Below are 19721 nucleotides of genomic sequence, written 5' to 3'. Positions count from 1 at the left end.
CATCTTTTTTAGCGTGTAAATATCATTTTAGGCGAAGCGCTTGTACGAGACTCGCATCCGGAGTGACGTACAACGTCGTTTGATCCGTATAGATGACGAAACCGGGTTTGGCACCACTTGGCTTCTTGACATGACGGAGTTCCGTGAAATCGACAGGGACTTGACTCGATTCACGTGCTTTTGAATAATAAGCAGCGACGATCGCAGCTTCTTTTAATGTCGTTTCATCAGGTTCATCACTCCGAATGATGACGTGCGAGCCGGGTATGTCTTTCGTATGCAACCAGGTTTCGGAGCGTCGTCCGAATTTGAACGTCGCATAGTCATTTTGTTTGTTATTCTTACCGACGAAGAAGGCGATGCCCGTTGAAGATTGATAAGCTTCAAGTTTTGGGACGAGCGGTTTCTTTTTCTTTTTACTGCGCTCGCGTAAGTAGCCTTCTTCGACGAGTTCTTCGCGCATTTCCCGGATATCATCGGGTGATGCAACCTCGAGTTGGGCGAGTAACGACTCGAAGTAATCGATTTCGAGTTGGTTCTTCGTCAATTGTTTTGCGACTTCAACTTTAGCTGTCTTTAGTTTGTTGTAGCGTTTATAGTAACGCTGTGCATTTTCGTTCGGTGAGAAACGGGGATCGAGTGCAATCGTGATTTCTTTCCCGTCCTCATCATAATAATCGACGACGGTCGCTTCTTTCATCCCGCGTTGTAATTGATACAAGTAGGTCGTCAAGAGCTCACCTTTATGCTTCAGTTCATCCATCTTCTCAGTCGCCGCAAGGTCACGTTCGAGTTTCGTCCGTTTTAAGAGGTTCTTCTCGTATTCACTCTTAATGAAGCGTTCTAAATCCGCGGCCTGTTGTTTGACACGGTCGCGGTTCGATTTTTGATGGAAAAAGGCATCGAGGACGTCACCACTCGTCGTGAACGTTTTTTCATCGACAATCTCGCCATGCTGTAAGGCAACGGGCGAAAACCGTTCTTTCCCACTCGCGAGCCGTTGGAAATAGTACGGTCCTTCCAGTTCGTTCAAGACGGACCGGAGTGCTTCCGCGAGCGAAGTTCGATTGGCAAGCCCTGCACGCAAGACGACTTCTTCAGCGATTTGTGGGGATAGTCCACTGAACAGCCCGAGTAATTGACGGTCAATCTTACCTGCGTTCCAATCGATACGATGTAAGGCTGTTTCAATATCCCCGGTCAATGGATCGACTTTATCCTGTTGCGGGGGGAGTTGATATTGTAGTCCCGGCATGATCGTCCGGAACGTATTTTGACTGAGTGGAAGATGCTTAATCGCATCAAGGATTTTGTCCTGACCATCCGTCAATAGAATGTTCGAGTGACGTCCCATCAATTCGATGTACAATTTTTTAGCTTCTTCGTCACCGAGTTCATTGCGGGAACGGATACGCATCAAAATGACACGGTCCCGTCCTAATTGTTCAATTGATTCGATGAAGCCACCTTCTAGATGCTTCCGGAGCATCATGCAAAACATCGGGGGTTCGCTAGGATTGCTCGTCGATTCGCTCGTCATATGCAAACGTGCATACATTGCGTTCGCAGATGCGAGTAGGGTGACGTTCTTACGATCGGCCCGGATGCTAAAAATTAAATCGAGTGCGTACGGTTGATGAATCTTGTTGATCCGCCCACCGACGAGCATCTGTAGTTCGTTGACGACACGTGTCGTCATCAATCCATCAAAAGCCATGATATTACCTTCTTTCCTGATTTCGTTTCCACTTTCTAAAGGTAACAGAAACGGCTTCGTTATGGTATGATAAAGCAGTCGAGCTAGAAAAAGATTACTTGCGAACTTCCTGTCTATACTGCTAATATGAAACAATGTGAAGTTTGTTAGATGGAGGGGTTCTGAAGTGATTTTCAAAGAGCGTGGCTTATTACTCGTATTATCTGGTCCAAGTGGTGTTGGTAAAGGGACGGTTTGTCGTGCCTTACGTGAAGACGAGGACAATAATTTGCATTATTCGGTGTCATGTACGACACGGAAACCGCGTGAAGGAGAAATTGATGGTGTTCATTATTTCTTCAAAACACGTGATGAGTTCGAGCATATGATTGAAAACAATCAATTACTTGAGCATGCAGAATTTGTTGGGAATTATTACGGTACACCAGTTGACTGGGTGAACAAAATCTTAGATGAAGGCAAAGATGTCATCTTAGAAATCGAAGTACAAGGTGCGATGCAAGTGAAGGAGCACTTCCCGGAAGCGGTCTTCTTGTTCTTGGCGCCTCCGAGTCTTCAAGAATTACGCAATCGTCTCATCGGACGAGGGACTGAATCAGAAGAAGTCATCAAACAACGTCTCCTCGTTGCAAAAGAAGAGATTGAAATGATGGATGCTTATGATTATGTCGTGACGAATGATGAAATTCACAAAGCGTGTGATCGGATTCAAGCAATCGTTACTGCGGAACATTGTAGTCGGGAACGCGTTGCGTCCCTTTATAAAAAAGCCATGGAGGTTAAATAACATGTTATATCCATCAGTAGATAAGCTACAAAAGAAAGTCCCTTCTAAATACACAATCGTGACGGTCGCTGCTAAACGAGCGCGTCAAATTCAAGACGGAAAACGTGTGAAAGTCGCGAATCCGAAATCACATAAGCCAGTCGGAAAAGCCCTTGAAGAGCTCTACTTCGGAGAGGTATTGGTCACGAACCAACCGCAAGACTAATTTTGAAGCAGCCACTCCTCATTGTGGCTGTTTTTTTCAATAAGGAGGAGTTCAATATGCTAACGAATCGTAATATCTTACTCTGCGTCGGAGGTGGAATTGCCTCCTATAAAGCAGCAGCACTCGCCTCAAAACTTGTTCAGGCAGGGGCGAACGTCCAAGTCGCAATGACGAAAAATGCGCAACAATTCGTCGGGAAGACGACGTTTGAGGCATTGACACGGAATCCGGTCTATGATGATGTCTTCATCGAACATGATGCTTCGAAAATCGCGCATATCGATTTAGCAGATGAGGCGGATTTGATTGTCGTTGCTCCAGCGACAGCGAATTTGATTGCCAAACTCGCGACAGGCATCGCCGACGATTTCATCACGACGACGATTCTCGCTGCGAAGTGTCCTGTCGTCGTCGCACCGGCGATGAACGTCAATATGCTCGAACATCCGGCGACAGTCCGAAATCTCGATCAATTGATGGCAGACGGCGTCCAGGTGATTGCACCAGGAGTCGGTAATCTTGCTTGTGGATGGGTCGGGAAAGGACGTCTTCCGGAGCCTGAGGATTTAGTCGAGACCATCAAAGGGCTCTTCGAGACGAAACCACTTGTCGGGCGTCATGTATTAGTCAGTGCCGGTCCGACAATCGAACGGATTGATCCGGTCCGTTACTTAACAAATGATTCGTCCGGAAAAATGGGTGTTGCGCTAGCAGAAGCAGCACGTGATTTTGGCGCTACGGTGACACTCGTTCATGGACCGATTAAAGGCGAACTGCCGAGCGGGATGACGACAGTGGCGATTGAATCAGGAGACGAGATGCTCCATGAGATGCTTACGCGTTATGCGACACAAGATTTAGTCATCATGGCGGCAGCAGTGGCCGATTATCGTCCAACGGTTCAATATACGAAAAAACAGAAAAAAATCGATGGGCCGTTACGGATTGAACTCGAAGAGACGACGGACATTTTACGGACGTTGGGTGAGCAGAAGACGCATCAAGTGCTTGTCGGGTTCGCGGCTGAGACGGAACAAGTCGAAGTTCACGCTCTGAAAAAGCTAGAGCGAAAGCATGCTGATTTTATTGTCGCAAATGATGTCTCCCGTCCGGATATCGGATTTTCAAGTGACGAAAACCAAGTGACGGTTTTCGGGAAAAATAGTCCAGCTAGACACTACGGTCAACAACTGAAAACGGATTTAGCGAAAGGTTTACTGGAACAATTCGCTGAGGTCTTACGATGATTGCTGAAGTCATCGTCGATGTAGCAGCAGCGACCGTCGACCGACCGTTCGATTATGAAGTACCGGAATTGTGGCAGAATCTTGTCGTTCCCGGCATGCGAGTCGAAGTACCCTTTGGACCGCGTGCGTTATTAGGAATCGTCGTCGCGACAAAGGAAGAAAGCGATTTGACACGGATTAAACCGATTGTCCGTGTTCTTGATGAAGTTCCGACCTATACGGAGGAATTGTTAGAACTTTCCTCGTATCTGTCGGAGACGACACTTTGTTATCAAGCCACGGCGTTACTCGCGATGTTACCCGCGGCGTTAAAGGTCAGTTATGATAAACTGATTTTGACGGAAACTGCTCGATTTTCGAACTGGAACCGTAAAAAAATCAGTCAGTTCCCGAGTGAAGTCCAACAAGAAATCTTACTCGCTGCACGTCAAGGTGAGATTGAGCTTCACCCCGTCGTCAAAGAAAAAAAGACGACGAAAACGGACAAACGGATTCGCCTGCTCGATCCATCCATACCATTGTCGAGTCAAGCGACAAAACAAGTATTGTTGCGGGACTATTTAATCGAACAGAAAGAGACGATGTGGAGTCACGTCATGCATGAGCTTGATTTGACATTAAGCATCGTCCATACGCTAGAACGTAAAGGTGTCCTCAGTGTCGAAACGGTGGACATCCATCGCAATCCCTACGAACATTTGACGCAGGATATCTTTACGCCTGCGATGCTGACAGACGATCAACAGGCGGCGGTCGACGCGATTACGGCGCCGGACGAAACGGCGACCTTTTTACTGCATGGTGTGACCGGCAGTGGAAAAACGGAAGTTTACCTCGAGTCGATTCACGCGATGCTTGAACGGGGACGACAGGCGATTTTGCTTGTGCCCGAAATTAGTCTGACACCGATGATGGTCAAACGATTCAAGCGTCGGTTCGGGGAACGGGTCGCCGTCTTGCATAGCGGGTTGTCGCTCGGTGAGAAGTACGATGAATGGCGCAAGATTGCGCAAGGGGAAGTCGATGTCGTCGTCGGGGCACGCTCTGCCGTGTTTGCACCACTGACGAATGTCGGCATCATCATCTTAGATGAAGAACATGAAACAACGTATAAGCAAGAAGAAAATCCAAGGTACCATACGCGCGATGTCGCCACGTGGCGGGCTGCGTTCCATCATTGTCCGGTCGTCCTCGGAAGTGCGACACCGATTCTTGAGACATACGCCCGGTCGCAAAAAGGGGTCTATCAGTATTTACCGCTCAAGGAACGATTCGGTGGCGAGTTGCCTCCGGTCGATATCATCGACATGCGTAAAGAACTCGAGCGCGGGAACCGGACACCGTTTAGCTTGCCGCTGATCGAAGGAATCAAACAACGGATTGAGCGGGGCGAACAAACAGTCCTGCTACTCAATCGACGTGGTTATACGACGTTTGTCCTGTGTCGTGATTGTGGAGAGACGTTGCAGTGTCCGCACTGTGCCGTCAACTTGACGTATCATCAACAAGCCGATCGTCTCAAATGCCATTACTGTGGTTTCGAGGCAGCGATGCCAAAAGAATGTCCATCCTGTTCGTCGAAAAAAATTCGACAGTTCGGGACGGGGACGCAAAAGATTGAAGAAGAACTGGCACATTTGATTCCGGAAGCGAAAATCATTCGAATGGATCAAGATACGACGTCGCGTAAAGGCGCACACGAAAAGTTACTCAATGCGTTTGAACGACGCGAGGGAAACATTTTACTCGGGACGCAGATGATTGCGAAAGGGCTAGATTTTCCGAATGTCACACTCGTCGGTGTCATCGCAGCAGATGCGACACTTGGAATTCCTGATTTTCGGGCGAGTGAACGGACGTTCCAGTTGATTACGCAAGTCTCCGGACGCGCCGGTCGCGGTGAACTGGCTGGGCAATCCATCATCCAAACGTACAATCCCGAGCATTACGTCATCCAAACCGCAAAGCAACATGATTATGAAACGTTTTATAAACGTGAGATGCAATTACGTAAACTAGGTGGGCATCCCCCATTTTGGTTTTTAGGACTGATAACGATTTCAGCGGCGCATCCACTAGAAGCACAAGCAGAGGCTGAAGCAATTGCGGCACAACTACGACATCTTGAGTCAGACGACCTCGTCGTCAATGGTCCGCTCGATGCACCGCTCGCCCGACTGAAAAACATGTATCGGCAGCAAGTCATTATAAAACACAAAGGTCAAGAAGAGGTGCGGGAGGCACTCCGCGCGATGCTCGCATTACGCATCAAACAAAAGATCCAAGTAACAGTGGATTTAAATCCATTCGTATTTATGTGAGGTGGCAGTATGTATAAAGTAGTAGAAGTTCCAAATGACGTATTGCGTCAGACGTGTCAACGCGTCACGAAGTTTGATAAAAAGTTAGGCAAGATGATCGATCGAATGTTCGACACGATGTATGAGTATGACGGCGTCGGACTCGCAGCACCACAAATTAATCAGCCGATCCGTGTCGCCGTTGTCCATACCGATGACGAGACAGGTCCGATTGAGTTGATCAACCCGGAAATCATCGAATCAAGTGGATCGCAAATCGATGACGAAGGGTGTTTGAGTATGCCTGGTGTCTTCGGTCCTGTCGAACGATTCGACCACATCGTCGTCAAAACACAAGACCGCCTTGGACGCAGCGTCAAAATCAAAGCGAGTGGCTTTTTCGCGCGTGCAATCCAGCATGAGATGGATCATCTCGACGGCGTGTTGTTCACGGATAAACTCGTTGAGCAGGATGCGGCACCACGTGTCGTTTTCATGGGGACGCCTGAATTTGCAGCGAGTACGCTCCGTGAAGTGATTGATGCTGGGTACAATGTCGTCGGTGTCGTCTCGCAACCGGATAAACCGGTCGGACGAAAACGCGAAATTAAACCGACACCGGTCAAAGAAGTCGCACTTGCCCACGCGATTCCTGTCTTGCAACCAACGAAGATTCGCGAGGATTACCAAGACCTGCTCGACCTGAACCCGGACATCATCATCACGGCAGCTTACGGACAAATCGTTCCGTCGGCCGTACTTGAGGCTCCGAAATATGGCGCAATCAATGTCCACGCGTCCTTGTTACCGAAGTACCGCGGTGGGGCGCCGATTCACCAAGCCATCATCGATGGTGAGACGGAGACCGGCGTGACGATCATGTATATGGTCGATCGCCTTGACGCGGGAGATATGTTGTCGAAAATCGTCGTCCCGATTGAAGAACGGGATACGGTCGGCACGATGTTCGAAAAATTGAGTGACGCTGGAGCACGGTTATTGATTGAAACACTCCCACAATTATTTGCCGGGACATTAACACCGGAAGCACAACGGGAAGAGGATGTAACATTTTCTCCGAATATCAGTCGGGAACGGGAACGGCTTGACTTCTCTCGCCCGGGGGAAGAACTTTATAACCACATCCGGGGGATGAATCCGTTTCCGAGTGCCTATACATTGCTTGGCAAAGATCGACTTAAAGTCTACTTCGCTGAGAAGTGTGAAGGGACCGGAACACCAGGAGAAATCATTGCGCTCGAAAATGATGGTCCGGTCATTGCGACGGGCTCGGATATCGCCTTGAAACTCGTCGATCTCCAACCTGCCGGAAAGAAACGGATGGATGGTGCGACCTTCATGCGTGGGATTGGTCAGACGCTCGAAATCGGACAGAAAGTAGGCGAAGACGCATGAATGTACGCGATGCTGCAGTCACGACGTTATTAAAGATTGGCCAAGGTGGTGCATTTTCGACAATCTCCGTCCACCAGATGCTTGAAAAACGAGCAATCTCGAAAGCGGATGTCGGTTTATATACGGAACTCGTTTATGGAACGCTTAGCCGCGAACTGACACTCGACTATATCCTCAATCCGTTGCTCGCGTCACAAAAAAAACTCGATCCCTTCATGCGACCGTTGCTCCGGATGAGTGTCTATCAGTTATTTTATCTAGACCGGATTCCGGATCACGCCGTCATCAACGAAGCGGTCGAAATCGCGAAAACGCGTGGAAAACCGCATATCGCAAAAGTTGTCAACGGTGTCTTACGTAACGTTTTACGTCAAGGGAAACCAGACTTCTCGACGATTCCTTCAACGAGCAAACGAATCAGCATTGAGACGAGTCACCCGGAGTGGCTTGTCGAGCGCTGGATTGAATTGTTCGGGGAAGACGAGACGTTGAAGATTTGTCAAATCAACAACGAAGCGGCACCCGTCACGGTCCGCGTCAATCGGAATAAAGCGACCGTCGAAGAAGCCGTCGAATTACTCGAAGCCCAAGGTGTCTTTGCTAAAGCAGCCGCCGTCGCCCCGGACGGACTTGAAATCATCAGTGGCAGTGTCCAACAAACGGATTTACTCGACCGTGGGTATCTCTCGCTTCAAGATGAGAGTTCGATGCTCGTTGCGCGGGCCGTCGGAGCAGAACCGTCTGACCATGTACTCGACAGTTGTGCAGCACCGGGTGGGAAAGCGATGCATATTGCTGAAGGATTGACGACAGGTTCGTTGACGGCACTTGATTTACACACACATAAAATTAAATTACTAAAAAAACAGGCAGAACGGCTTGAACTCGATACGGTAGAAGCAGAAGCCCTCGACGCACGAAAAGTCGGCGACCGGTTCGATGCAGAATCGTTTGACCGGATTCTCGTTGATGCACCGTGCTCTGGACTCGGTGTCATCCGCCGGAAACCCGACATTAAATGGACAAAGCAACCAGAAAATTTAACACAGTTACCTGTCATTCAGCGACAAATCATCGAGGCAGTTCTTCCACTCGTCAAGCGCGGAGGGACATTCGTCTATTCGACGTGTACGATTGATCCAGTCGAAAATGAACAACAAACGGAATTTATCTTAAGCCAAGGGTTTGTTTTTGATGAGTCGTTCAAAGGGCGAATGCCAGAAAACGTGCAGGCGTTGATTTCAGAACGGGCAGAGCTCAAGTTGCTTCCGACGACGCTTGGGACCGACGGATTTTACATCGCAGCCTTTAAAAAGCAAGGATGACACGCACGCTGAATTTTCTTAAATGCATCAACAGTAGGTGAGATAGAAGAGGAGGACGGTCATGGAGTTAGCTTATCTGACGACGACTGGAAAAGTTCGATTGCAAAACGAGGATACGGTGTTACTCGTTGGTGATGAAAAACAAGGGCTTGCCGTCGTCGCTGACGGAATGGGTGGTCACGCGGCAGGTGAGAAGGCAAGCGCGATTGTGCATCAAGTATTTGCTGATGCTTATGCGGACATGCCAAGCCGACCAGCTGAATTATCTTCTTGGATTGAACAGCAAGTGCAGGAAGCCAATTCTCAAATCTTACAGTACTCCAAGACAGAAAACTTGGCCGTCGTCGGAACGACGATGGCGTGTGTCTGTTGGTCGGACGAACTCCTCGTTATCGGTCATGTCGGGGATAGTCGAGTCTATGCGATTGAAGAAGGTCAACTGAAGCAACTGACAGATGATCATTCTTATGTCAATATGCTTAAGCAATTAGGTGAACTGTCGGAAGAAGAAGTCGAAAATCATCCACGTCGAAACGTCATCACGCGCTCGATTGGCTCGAACGAACTCGTCGACGTCGACGTCCAAGTCCGGGATGCACCAGATTATGAAATTGTCCTCGTCTGTAGTGACGGATTAACGGATGAAGTCCCTTATGAAGTAATACAACAGCTGCTACAAGAAGATGCGCCACTCGAGCAAATCGTTGAACGATTAGTTTTTGAGGCGAATGAGCGGGGGGGAGCAGACAACATCACCGTTGCTGCCATCCGTTTCAAAGAAAGAAAGAGGGGCTGAATATGCGATACGGAGATCGATTAAATGACCGCTACCGCATAGAACGGCTAGTTGGAAATGGCGGGATGGCGAATGTCTATCAAGCTTATGATGAAATCTTAAAACGGAATGTCGCAATCAAAATTTTACGGACTGAATTTTCGCATGATGAACAATTCATCCGACGTTTTGAGCGCGAAGCTCATGCTGCGACGAGTTTGAACCATCCGAATATCGTTGCCGTCTATGATGTCGGTGAAGAGGATTCGATTTACTATATCGTGATGGAGTTCATCGATGGGATGACGTTGAAAACCTACTGTGAAGGACGACCGCTCGCAATCAATAAAGCGGTTGAAATCATCAGTCAGATTTGTGACGCGATTGATCATGCCCATGCCCATCGCATCATCCACAGGGATATAAAACCACAAAATATGCTCGTCCGAGAGGATGGTACGGTCAAGGTGACGGACTTCGGTATTGCCGTCGCGATGTCGAACGCGACATTGACACATACGATGTCCGTTCTTGGTTCAGTGCATTACTTCTCACCTGAGCAGGCAAAAGGAAAATTTGCCGATGAAAAATCGGATATTTATTCGCTCGGTGCTGTCCTTTATGAACTCGTGACAGGACACGTCCCGTTCGAAGGAGATTCACCCGTTGCCGTGGCATTAAAACACTTGCAAGATACAGCGCGGCGGCCATCCGTCTTGAATCCTGCCGTGCCGCAAGCGCTAGAAAACTGTATCATGCAGGCACTAGCGAAGGCCCCGCACGATCGGCAACAATCCGTTGCTGAATTTCGGGAAGATATGGTGACGGCCTTATCTGTTGAACGAGCAGATGAAGGGGTTCGCGGGGAAGATCCGATGGAGCAAACGATGGTGTTGAGTCCAGTCTCAGCTCCGTCCGGGACTCCGGTCAAGGAAGAAGAAGAAGCTACGGTCGCGACAGTTATACCGAAGCAAAAGAAAAAAAAGCGATGGTGGATTGTGCTCGTATTCCTCCTCTTACTCGGAGGTGCCGCGACAACGTTCGCGATGTGGCCGGATCCGACAGTCGTTGTGCCGGATGTCGCAAAAGAAGATGCGGACGAGGCTGAAAAACAACTTGAGAAACTCGGTTTTATCGTCGAATCGACTGAGCGATCGAGTGATACGATTGATGAAGGACTTGTCATCAGTCAAGCACCGCGGGCAAAAGTGACCGTCAAAAAAGGTTCGACGGTCAATCTTGTTGTCTCGTCGGGCAGTGATCCGGTCGAAGTGCCGGATGTAACGGACGAAACAGAGAAAAAAGCGACCTCGATCTTGAAGGATGCTGGGTTCTCAAAAGTAGATGTCGAAAAAGAAGAGTCGGAAGACATCAAACAAGGCAATGTCATCCGGCAATCGATTTCAGCCGGAACAGAAGTGATTGCAAAAGAACAGACGATTACAATCACGGTATCCGAAGGTTCGTCAGCGTTTGAATTGAAGGATTTGACGAACATGTCGAGTGCTGAAGCAAAAGCGTACTTGGACGCGACAGGTCTCGACGGTACATTCGAACAAGAATTTTCGAGTGAAGTCGAACTGGACCAAGTCATTCGTCAATTTCCGCAAGCGGGTGTCAAAGTCGAGCCGAACGATTCCGTGACGGTCTTTATTTCAAAAGGGGAGGAAGAACAAACCGTGACGGCGACCTTCCCGGAAAAAGTAGCCTACGATGCTGTAGGTGAAGGGGATGAAGATCCGTTGCGGCAAGTCATTCGAATCGAGACGGATGATGCTAAAGGGAAACGTACAGTGATTGAAGAGTCGATTGACAGTGATGAAACATTTGATGTTCCGGTGACGATTGATCCGGGCGAAGAAGGAAAAATCACAATTTATAAAGATGATGTAGTGTATCGCTCGAAAACGATTACCTATAAACAAGCGAAAGCAGAACAATGAGTGTGCTACGAACCGCAAATTGAAGGAGGGCATGGGATGGCAGAAAATCGTATCGAAGAAAATCGGGACGGGACGATCATTCGTCTACAAGGTGGGTTTTATGATGTCATGACGACGCAGGGCGAGGTGCGATCGCGCGCTCGGGGAAACTTCCGAAAACGTGGTATCAGTCCTGTTGTAGGAGATGAGGTCGTATTGCATATCGAAAGCGAAACTGGATACATTTTAGAAGTGAAGGAACGGCAAAATTTCCTGGTTCGTCCACCGGTCGCAAACATCGATCAAGCGTTGCTTGTCGTCTCAGCAGCAGAACCGGACTTTTCAGCCCATTTGCTCGATCGGTTTTTAGTCTTAATCGAAGCAAAAGAGATTCAACCCATCATTATCTTGACGAAGATGGATTTGTTGCAAGGAACAGCAGAAGCAGAAGTCCGGACGGCGATTGCCGGTTACCGACAAATCGGTTATCAGGTGATTGAGACGTCGAGTGAGACGCTAGAAGGGGTAGAGGAAGTCCGTCCGCTACTCAAAGAAAAAACGAGTGTGCTCGCGGGACAGTCGGGAGTCGGAAAAAGTTCATTGTTGAATGCGCTCGATGCGACGCTCGATCTCGAGACGAGCCACATCTCGAAATCGCTCGGACGCGGACGGCATACGACGCGTCATGTGACGTTAATTCCGCTTGCAGAGGGCTTGATTGCTGATACGCCAGGGTTTTCGAACCTCGATTTTCCACACGAGATGGAAATCGAAGAATTACGTTGGTGTTTTCCGGAATTCGTCGCACGGCAAGATACGTGCAAATACCGTGGTTGCTTGCATTTAAACGAACCAGGCTGTGCTGTCAAAAAATCAGTTGAGGCAGAAGAAATCATGTCCTCACGCTATACGAATTATGGTATGTTTGTAGAGGAAATCAAGAATCGAGCGCGGAGGTATTGAAATGATTAAAATCGCACCATCTATTTTATCAGCAGATTTCGCCAACCTAGAACGAGACGTTAAAGCTGTCGAGGCGGCAGGAGCAGATTACATCCATTTCGACGTCATGGATGGCCAGTTCGTCCCGAACATTTCATTTGGTCTACCCGTCCTCAGTAGTCTTCGTCAAAAGACGGACATGGTCCTTGACGTTCATTTAATGATCGATCGACCAGAAAACTTCGTCGAAGCGTTTGTAGCGGCAGGAGCGGATATCGTCACCTTCCATGTCGAAGCGACGAATCATGTCCATCGTGTCTTGCAACAAATTAAAGGGGCTGGAGCAAAGGCCGGCGTCGTGCTGAATCCACACACGTCACTGTCGACGATTGAACATGTCCTAGAAGAAGTCGACATGGTCTTGTTGATGACGGTCAATCCAGGATTTGGCGGACAAGCTTTCTTGCCGAGCGTCATGACGAAGCTGAAGCAATTAGCGATGATCAAAGCAGAGCGCGGTTTGACGTTCGAAATTGAAATCGATGGTGGTGTCAACGCGGAAACGGCAAAACTGTGTATCGACAATGGGGCAAACGTCCTTGTCGCAGGTTCTGCAATCTACAATGCACCAGACTATGCGGAAGCCATCACTAGTATTCGAAACGCGGCTCACGTATAATAGAGCCAAGACAATTAAATTTTGACCGCAAGGGGTGTCGCGTCAAGCGGCTGAGAGAAGTGAGTAGACTTTAACCCTTCGAACCTGTTCCGTTCAGACGGACGTAGGGATGTGGCGCACGCAGGCAGTACGGCGTCCGTCGTACTGCCTTTTTGTTGTCATCATTATTTTATTTTTAGGAGGAACACAGTATGAAACGATTACAAATGTTAATGGAGATTGCGATTTTCGCGAGTCTCGGTGTTGTATTTGATTTATTGATTCCGTTCAAAATGCCACAAGGCGGATCCATCAGCTTAGCGATGTTACCGATTTTCGTCATGGCCTTTCGTCACGGCGTCGTTGGTGGTGTCATCACGGGTGCGCTCGTCGGAACGATTCAATTGATGTTCGCTCCGCAAGTCTTGACGGTCGTCCAACCGCTGCTTGACTATACGCTTGCATATGGTGTCGTCGGTTTGAGTGGAGTGTTTGCAGGCCAAGTCAAAAAAGCAGCAACAGAAGGTCAAAAAAAGCGTCTCATGACGATTGTCTTGTTTGCGACCTTGTTAGGTGCAGGTCTACGTTACATCTGTCATGTCATCAGTGGAATCGTCTTTTTTGCAGAGTATGCCAAAGGACCTGTCGTTCCATACTCGTTCATTTATAACGCGACGTATATGGCTCCGTCGTATGTTTTATGTGGGGTCGTTGCAGGTATTTTGCTTACGACAGCACCACGTCTTTTACGTTACTCCGCTCGCGGTATTTAAAGATGAGAGTTTTAATCGTTGCGGCAGGACCGGCAGAAGACGTCCCGACGCTCGCACCATTCGTGAAAGACAAGACGATGATTATCGGTGTTGACGGCGGGATTGCGACATTAGTGGAGCAAGGACTTGATTTTGATGTGGCAATTGGTGACTTTGATTCGCTCGGATACGTTCCGGATGGTGGATTGCTTCATCCGGCAGAAAAAGATGAAACGGACTTAGAACTAGCGTTACGTTACGCTACCGAACAGGCTGCAGGTGCTGAACTACTCATCTTTGGTGCGACGGGTGGTCGGCTCGACATGACGCTACAGAACGTCTATTTGTTAAAACAATTCCCGACAGCACGACTCGTGACGAAACGTGAGGATGTCCGGTACTGGAAAACCGGTCAGTACGAACTCGCGTCTGAAGGGTATCATTACCTGTCATTCATTCCCCTTGTCCCGTCGAACTTGACGTTACGCGGCGTCAAATACCCTTTGACGGAGCATCCTGTTCCGGTCGGTGGTTCGCTGACGGTCAGCAATGAGTGGGTTGGTGTTGCGCAAGTGACGGTCGTCGAAGGGGAAGTCCTCGTCCTGCGCACGCATGAAAAATAAAAACGCGATAGACGCGATTCCATCATATCTCGCTGATGCGACCGGGACATGCGTTCTTCAAGTACACGTCATGAACAAAAAGATAGGTATGGCAAACGCCGATGACTCCGTATGTGAAACGGAATCATCGGCGCTTTGATTTTTTAGCAGCTTATTTAGTTAGCCGCCTGTTTGAGATTAACCCGGTGTATCCAGGGTCCGATAACAAGTTACCGATTGTCGTGAAGTGTCGAACTGGCTGCCTGTTGTTCGCTTTTGGCAGCAATATGTTTCCCTTTGACGAAGAGATGGTAACTCGCCCATGTCAGTAGGAAGAAAGGGACGCCGAGATATAAGGCGACGCGTTGATCGGCTTGAAAACCTAAACTGATTAAGACGAGCAGATTGAGTGAGAATGAGAGGATGGGTAAGACTGGGAAGAACGGTGTTTTGAACTTCAGTTCGTCAAGCGTGTGTCCTGCCTTGATGAATTGGCGTCGGAAAGCGATTTGCGAAGCGGAAATCGAGATCCAACCGACTTGTGCTCCGAGACCGGCGATGGATAATAGCCAGATGAAGACGGTATCTTCTGCGAAGAATGCCGTTAATAAGGATAACATCGCGAACAGCATCGTGAACGTTAAGGCGCGCATCGGCACACCCCGCTGATTGACGATGGCGAGTTTCTTTGAAATCATGCCTTCTTGCGACATCGACCAGAGCATGCGTGTCGCGGCATACAGTCCAGAGTTTCCGACGGATAAGAGTGCCGTCAAAACGACGATGTTCATCAAATCTGCAGCATATGGGATGCCGATTGCGTCAAAGACCATGATGAAGGGACTGCTGATGCCGCTCGCTGACTCATACGGAATTAAAGCTCCGATAATTGTAATCGAGAGGACGAAGAAAATAAACGTCCGCCAAACCGTATTACGAATCGCTTTCGGAATCGATTTTTCTGGCTCACTCGATTCCCCGGCAGCGACACCAATCAATTCTGTTCCTTGGAAAGCGAAGTTGACGGCAATCATCGTCGTCAAGACGCCGAGAGCCCCGTTCGGAAACCAGCCGTTCGCCGTGAAGTTCGCGAACAACGTAGCTGGTCGTTCAGCCGCCATATCAATCCATCCGAACCATGCGGCTCCCCCGAGTCCGATGAAGAACAGGATGGCGAGTACTTTAAGACTTGAAAACCAAAATTCTGCTTCCCCGAATGCTTTCGCAGAGATCGCGTTCAATCCGAATAAGATGACGGTAAATAAGGCGCACCAGATGACGACGGGAACCTGTGGAAACCAGCGATCCATCAGACTACCGGCAGCTGTGATTTCAAGAGCGACGGTCACGGCCCAGCCGAGCCAATAAATCCAACCGACGGCAAAACCGATGCCTGGACCGATAAAACGTGTCGTATACGTTTGGAATGAACCGGACACAGGCATGTGGACAGCCATCTCTCCTAGACAGAGCATCGTTAAGTACATGATTGTTCCGCCGACGATGTAACTGAGGACCGCCCCGAGTGGTCCTGCTTGCGAAATCGTCAACCCTGAACCGAGAAATAACCCCGTCCCGATAATACCACCAAGCGAAATCATGAATAGATGTCGGCTTGTCATGGCTCTTTTTAACTGCATGATGAATTCCCCCTTGAGCAATAAAGTAACTGCCAACTTATTGTAAGCGTTTTCAAATGCTGCGACAATTACTTTAGGAGAAAAATAAAAAAGACGACAAAAAAACCGGAAGGGAAGATTCCCGTCCGGTTTTTGCGCCTTATACGCGTTCGACTTTACCTGATTTAAGAGCTCGAGCTGAAACCCAAACCTTTTTAGGTTTACCGTCAACGAGGATACGTACTTTTTGTACGTTGACTCCCCAAGTGCGTTTCGTTTTGTTCAATGCGTGTGAACGGTTGTTTCCCGACTTCGGCGATTTTCCAGTAACGTAGCATTTACGTGCCATGCGTTCCGCCTCCTTTTATGTTGTTTTGCGTTCGTCCTAATAGACACTTTGCTATCTTAGCATGGTGTCAGGACGGTTGCAACATAAAAAAAGTAGCTGACAAGAAAAAAACTTGACAGAGAACCTCAAAATTTAAAATAATGGATGAGGATGATGGTAAAAGTTCATTTGACCGCTACTATTTTTCACTTATTCATTGTATAGTCAGTACGGCGACTTTTCAATAGTAGGTCCTTATAGTAGAATTACGAGAAGAACACAATTAGTTAAAGGGGGCTACTCAGGTGGCAATCGAGATGAAAACGACCTATGGAAAGATTGATGTAGATAATGATGTCGTCGCGCAACTGGCGGGCGGAGCAGCAATGGAATGTTTTGGTGTCGTTGGTATGGCATCACAATCACAAATCAAAGATGGGCTAGCTGAATTATTGAAACGTGAGAATTTTGCACGTGGCGTCATCGTTCGACAATCTTCAGAACAAGTTCACATCGATATGCATATCATTGTGAGTTACGGTACGAAAATTTCTGAAGTCGCGAACAATGTTCAAAGCCGTGTTAAATATACGTTGAACCAAGCGTTAGGGTTAGAAGTGACATCTGTAAATATTTTTGTCCAAGGAGTCCGTTTGACGAATGTCTAAGACGGAAATAGAGGAGGAAACTTTAGTGAGTGTAGATCGTTTAACAGGAGCCCAATTAGTCAAGATGATTCAAAATGGCGCGGCAAATCTCTATCAAAATGCAGATTTCGTCGATTCACTGAACGTGTTCCCTGTGCCGGATGGCGATACAGGAACGAACATGAACTTGACGATGACATCTGGATCGAAAGAAGCAACAAACGCAACATCTGATTCTGTCGCAGACGTTGCATCAATATTCGCACGAGGTCTTTTAATGGGGGCACGTGGGAACTCTGGTGTTATCTTAAGTCAATTATTCCGTGGTTTCTCGAAATCGATTGAAGGAAAACAAACAATCGATACGAAGGAATTCGCAGATGCCTTGCAAAAAGGTGTTGATACAGCATACAAGGCCGTTATGAAGCCAGTCGAAGGGACGATTTTAACAGTTGCTCGTGAAACAGCAGTCGCTGCGATCGCACAATCGGAAACAACGACGGACTTACTTGAATTGATGCGCGGGATTGTCGAAGCATCAAAAGTTTCACTCGAAGGAACACCCGATCTTTTACCGGTCTTAAAAGAAGTCGGTGTCGTCGATTCTGGTGGACAGGGACTTGTTTGTATTTATGAAGGCTTTCTTGCGACACTCGAAGGAAAAGAACTTGAAAAACCGCATGCTCCTGTCATGGAAGCACTCGTCGAAGCAGAGCATCATAAATCGGCTCAAAGCTTCATGTCGACAGAGGAAATCCATTACGGTTACTGTACAGAAATCATGGTTCGTTTCCAAGATGATAAGTTAGCGAATGCACCGTTCAGTGAAGAAGCATTCCGTAACGAATTATCTGAGTTCGGAGATTCACTGCTCGTCGTCGCAGATGAAGAGTTGCTCAAAGTTCATGTCCATGTCGAGACACCAGGTGATGTCATCAACAAAGGACAAAAATTTGGTGAGCTCGTCGCGGTTAAAATCGAAAACATGCGCCAACAACACTCAACGATTTTAGAAGAAGAAGGCGTCAATCACGTAACAGCTCCAGTTGCAACGAAAGCGAAAGCGAAATCTGCACTCGTCACGGTCGCAATGGGCGAAGGGATCAGTGAGCTCTTTAAATCACTCGGTGTCAGCATCGTCATCGAAGGTGGACAGACGATGAATCCATCGACGGAAGATATCGTCAAAGCGATTGAAGACGCGCATGCGGAGCACGTCTATGTGTATCCGAACAACTCGAACATCATCATGGCGGCTGAACAAGCAGCATCTGTTGCATCATGCGGCGTGACGGTCGTGAAATCAAAAACGGTCCCACAAGGACTGGCTGCGACAATCGTCTACAACCCGGAAGCGACAGTCGATGAGAACGAGCGTCACATGATGGATGCGATTGGTGCTGTCAAGTCAGGACAAATCACATATGCTGTCCGTGATACGAGTATCGATGGTGTCGAGATTAAAAAAGATGATCACATGGCGATTGCGGAAAAACAAATCGTCGCAACGGATCACTCGAGTCTCGGTGCAGCGAAGAAACTCATCGATACGCTCGTCACGGAAGATGACGAAATCGTAACGATTTTATTCGGAGAAGGCGTAGCCCAAGATGAAGTCGACGAGTTAGTCGCTTACATCGAATCTGTCAATCCGGACGCTGAAGTCGAAGTTCACGACGGAAAGCAACCGCTCTATTCATATATTCTTAGTGTTGAATAAAGAATAAACGTGAAGTTACCTTTTCACGAATCCCACCATCTGCGATAATAGAGGTGGGATTTTGTTTTGTTTAAAAGAGAGGGGGAAATGAAATGAAGTATCGTAGTGTATTTGATATCATCGGTCCTGTCATGGTAGGACCATCGAGTTCCCATACGGCAGGAGCAGCACGAATCGGTTTGATGGCGGGTAAGTTGTTCGGGGAAACGCCAACAGACATTTATATCACGTTTTATGGATCATTTGCCGATACGTACCGGGGGCACGGAACCGACGTAGCGATCATTGGTGGAGTGCTTGGTTATGATACGTTTGATGATCGGATTCCTGAGTCGATTAAAATCGCCGAAGGGAAAGGGATTCGGATTCATTTTGAAACGAGTGAAGCACTGACGGACCATCCGAACACGGCGCGAGTCCATTTGACTGACGGAGAAAATCAATTTGAACTCGTCGGCATTTCAATTGGCGGAGGAACGATTGAAATTACAGAGTTGAATGGTGTACCGTTGCGCCTCTCAGGTGGCGGGCCGGCACTTGTCGTCCTGCACCACGACCGTTTCGGGGCGATTGCGGCAGTCACAAGTATTCTCGCAGACTATGAAATTAACATTGGTCACATGGAAGTGTCGCGCCACGAAAAAGGACGTCAAGCCTTGATGGCGATTGAAATCGATGATCGGATGCCTAAAGAAGTGCTTGAAGAAATTAACCGGTTACCACAAGTCGAACGATCCGTCATGATGGGAGAGTGAAGAA

18 protein-coding genes, 1 pseudogene and 1 riboswitch are annotated in these 19721 nt (G+C 48.2%); of the genes and pseudogenes, 16 read left to right on the top strand and 3 right to left on the bottom strand.

Annotated elements, in window-relative coordinates; all coding sequences use genetic code 11:
* Positions 1–22 precede the first annotated feature (22 nt).
* Positions 23–1717 carry an Rqc2 family fibronectin-binding protein gene (locus AC0VYQ_RS09965; protein ID WP_475403494.1) on the bottom strand — a complete coding sequence of 565 codons (1695 nt, stop codon included), beginning with the start codon at positions 1715–1717 and terminating at the stop codon, positions 23–25.
* A 169-nt stretch (positions 1718–1886) separates the two neighbouring features.
* On the opposite strand from AC0VYQ_RS09965, the gene gmk reads away from it, so the two are divergent.
* The 13 genes and pseudogenes from gmk (at position 1887) to AC0VYQ_RS09900 (ending at position 14669) form a co-directional block, all read left to right on the top strand.
* Entirely contained in the window at positions 1887–2504 is a 618-nt protein-coding gene (gene gmk / locus AC0VYQ_RS09960; protein ID WP_200872407.1) for a guanylate kinase, read from the top strand.
* 1 nt (position 2505) lies between these two features.
* Positions 2506–2709 (top strand): DNA-directed RNA polymerase subunit omega, encoded by a 204-nt coding sequence (rpoZ, locus tag AC0VYQ_RS09955; protein ID WP_029330878.1) that lies wholly within the window; start codon positions 2506–2508, stop codon positions 2707–2709.
* A 56-nt stretch (positions 2710–2765) separates the two neighbouring features.
* A complete protein-coding gene (gene coaBC, locus AC0VYQ_RS09950; protein ID WP_475403493.1) occupies positions 2766–3956 on the top strand; it encodes a bifunctional phosphopantothenoylcysteine decarboxylase/phosphopantothenate--cysteine ligase CoaBC in 1191 nt (396 codons plus the stop codon).
* Positions 3953–6277 (top strand): primosomal protein N', encoded by a 2325-nt coding sequence (gene priA / locus AC0VYQ_RS09945; protein ID WP_214892076.1) that lies wholly within the window; start codon positions 3953–3955, stop codon positions 6275–6277. Before coaBC ends, priA begins: the two co-directional genes overlap by 4 nt.
* A gap of 9 nt (positions 6278–6286) precedes the next feature.
* Positions 6287–6718 (top strand): annotated as a pseudogene (def, locus tag AC0VYQ_RS09940) (peptide deformylase); the annotation flags it as partial.
* A 33-nt stretch (positions 6719–6751) separates the two neighbouring features.
* Positions 6752–7672, top strand: coding sequence for a methionyl-tRNA formyltransferase (gene fmt / locus AC0VYQ_RS09935; RefSeq protein ID WP_475404753.1), 921 nt, complete (start codon positions 6752–6754; stop codon positions 7670–7672).
* The gene (gene rsmB, locus AC0VYQ_RS09930; protein WP_214807310.1) at positions 7669–8997 is read left to right on the top strand and encodes a 16S rRNA (cytosine(967)-C(5))-methyltransferase RsmB; all 1329 of its coding nucleotides are present in this window, start codon (positions 7669–7671) and stop codon (positions 8995–8997) included. Before fmt ends, rsmB begins: the two co-directional genes overlap by 4 nt.
* 61 nt (positions 8998–9058) lie before the next feature.
* Positions 9059–9793: a Stp1/IreP family PP2C-type Ser/Thr phosphatase gene (locus AC0VYQ_RS09925; RefSeq protein ID WP_475403492.1), complete on the top strand. Its 735-nt coding sequence runs from the start codon at positions 9059–9061 to the stop codon at positions 9791–9793.
* A 2-nt stretch (positions 9794–9795) separates the two neighbouring features.
* Positions 9796–11715 carry a Stk1 family PASTA domain-containing Ser/Thr kinase gene (gene pknB / locus AC0VYQ_RS09920; RefSeq protein ID WP_475403491.1) on the top strand — a complete coding sequence of 640 codons (1920 nt, stop codon included), beginning with the start codon at positions 9796–9798 and terminating at the stop codon, positions 11713–11715.
* A gap of 36 nt (positions 11716–11751) precedes the next feature.
* Positions 11752–12657 (top strand): ribosome small subunit-dependent GTPase A, encoded by a 906-nt coding sequence (gene rsgA, locus AC0VYQ_RS09915; RefSeq protein ID WP_214892066.1) that lies wholly within the window; start codon positions 11752–11754, stop codon positions 12655–12657.
* A gap of 1 nt (position 12658) precedes the next feature.
* Entirely contained in the window at positions 12659–13315 is a 657-nt protein-coding gene (gene rpe / locus AC0VYQ_RS09910) for a ribulose-phosphate 3-epimerase (RefSeq protein WP_029330870.1), read from the top strand.
* Positions 13316–13335: 20 nt separating this feature from the next.
* Positions 13336–13442, top strand: a riboswitch (TPP riboswitch).
* Positions 13443–13506: 64 nt separating this feature from the next.
* Positions 13507–14067 carry an energy-coupled thiamine transporter ThiT gene (thiT, locus tag AC0VYQ_RS09905; protein WP_029330869.1) on the top strand — a complete coding sequence of 187 codons (561 nt, stop codon included), beginning with the start codon at positions 13507–13509 and terminating at the stop codon, positions 14065–14067.
* A 2-nt stretch (positions 14068–14069) separates the two neighbouring features.
* On the top strand, positions 14070–14669 hold the full coding sequence (locus tag AC0VYQ_RS09900; RefSeq protein ID WP_214892062.1) for a thiamine diphosphokinase: 600 nt from the start codon (positions 14070–14072) through the stop codon (positions 14667–14669).
* Between the two features lie 209 nt (positions 14670–14878).
* Here AC0VYQ_RS09900 and AC0VYQ_RS09895 read toward each other — a convergent pair whose 3' ends face one another.
* Together AC0VYQ_RS09895 and rpmB are read right to left on the bottom strand one after the other, a co-directional pair.
* Positions 14879–16288, bottom strand: coding sequence for an amino acid permease (locus tag AC0VYQ_RS09895; RefSeq protein ID WP_215115427.1), 1410 nt, complete (start codon positions 16286–16288; stop codon positions 14879–14881).
* A 139-nt stretch (positions 16289–16427) separates the two neighbouring features.
* Positions 16428–16616 carry a 50S ribosomal protein L28 gene (rpmB, locus tag AC0VYQ_RS09890; protein WP_023468758.1) on the bottom strand — a complete coding sequence of 63 codons (189 nt, stop codon included), beginning with the start codon at positions 16614–16616 and terminating at the stop codon, positions 16428–16430.
* 284 nt (positions 16617–16900) lie between these two features.
* Here rpmB and AC0VYQ_RS09885 point away from each other — a divergent pair, with 284 nt between their 5' ends.
* From AC0VYQ_RS09885 to sdaAB, 3 genes are all read left to right on the top strand, one after another.
* A complete protein-coding gene (locus tag AC0VYQ_RS09885) occupies positions 16901–17263 on the top strand; it encodes an Asp23/Gls24 family envelope stress response protein (protein ID WP_029330866.1) in 363 nt (120 codons plus the stop codon).
* 25 nt (positions 17264–17288) lie between these two features.
* Complete coding sequence (locus tag AC0VYQ_RS09880) at positions 17289–18962, top strand: DAK2 domain-containing protein (protein ID WP_369834716.1); 1674 nt, start codon at positions 17289–17291, stop codon at positions 18960–18962.
* Between the two features lie 92 nt (positions 18963–19054).
* Positions 19055–19717 (top strand): L-serine ammonia-lyase, iron-sulfur-dependent subunit beta, encoded by a 663-nt coding sequence (gene sdaAB / locus AC0VYQ_RS09875; RefSeq protein ID WP_088837393.1) that lies wholly within the window; start codon positions 19055–19057, stop codon positions 19715–19717.
* Positions 19718–19721: the final 4 nt, after the last annotated feature.

Source organism: Exiguobacterium sp. QJM3NY_9 (assembly GCF_056173545.1).
This window is presented reverse-complemented; position numbering and strand designations above follow the sequence as displayed.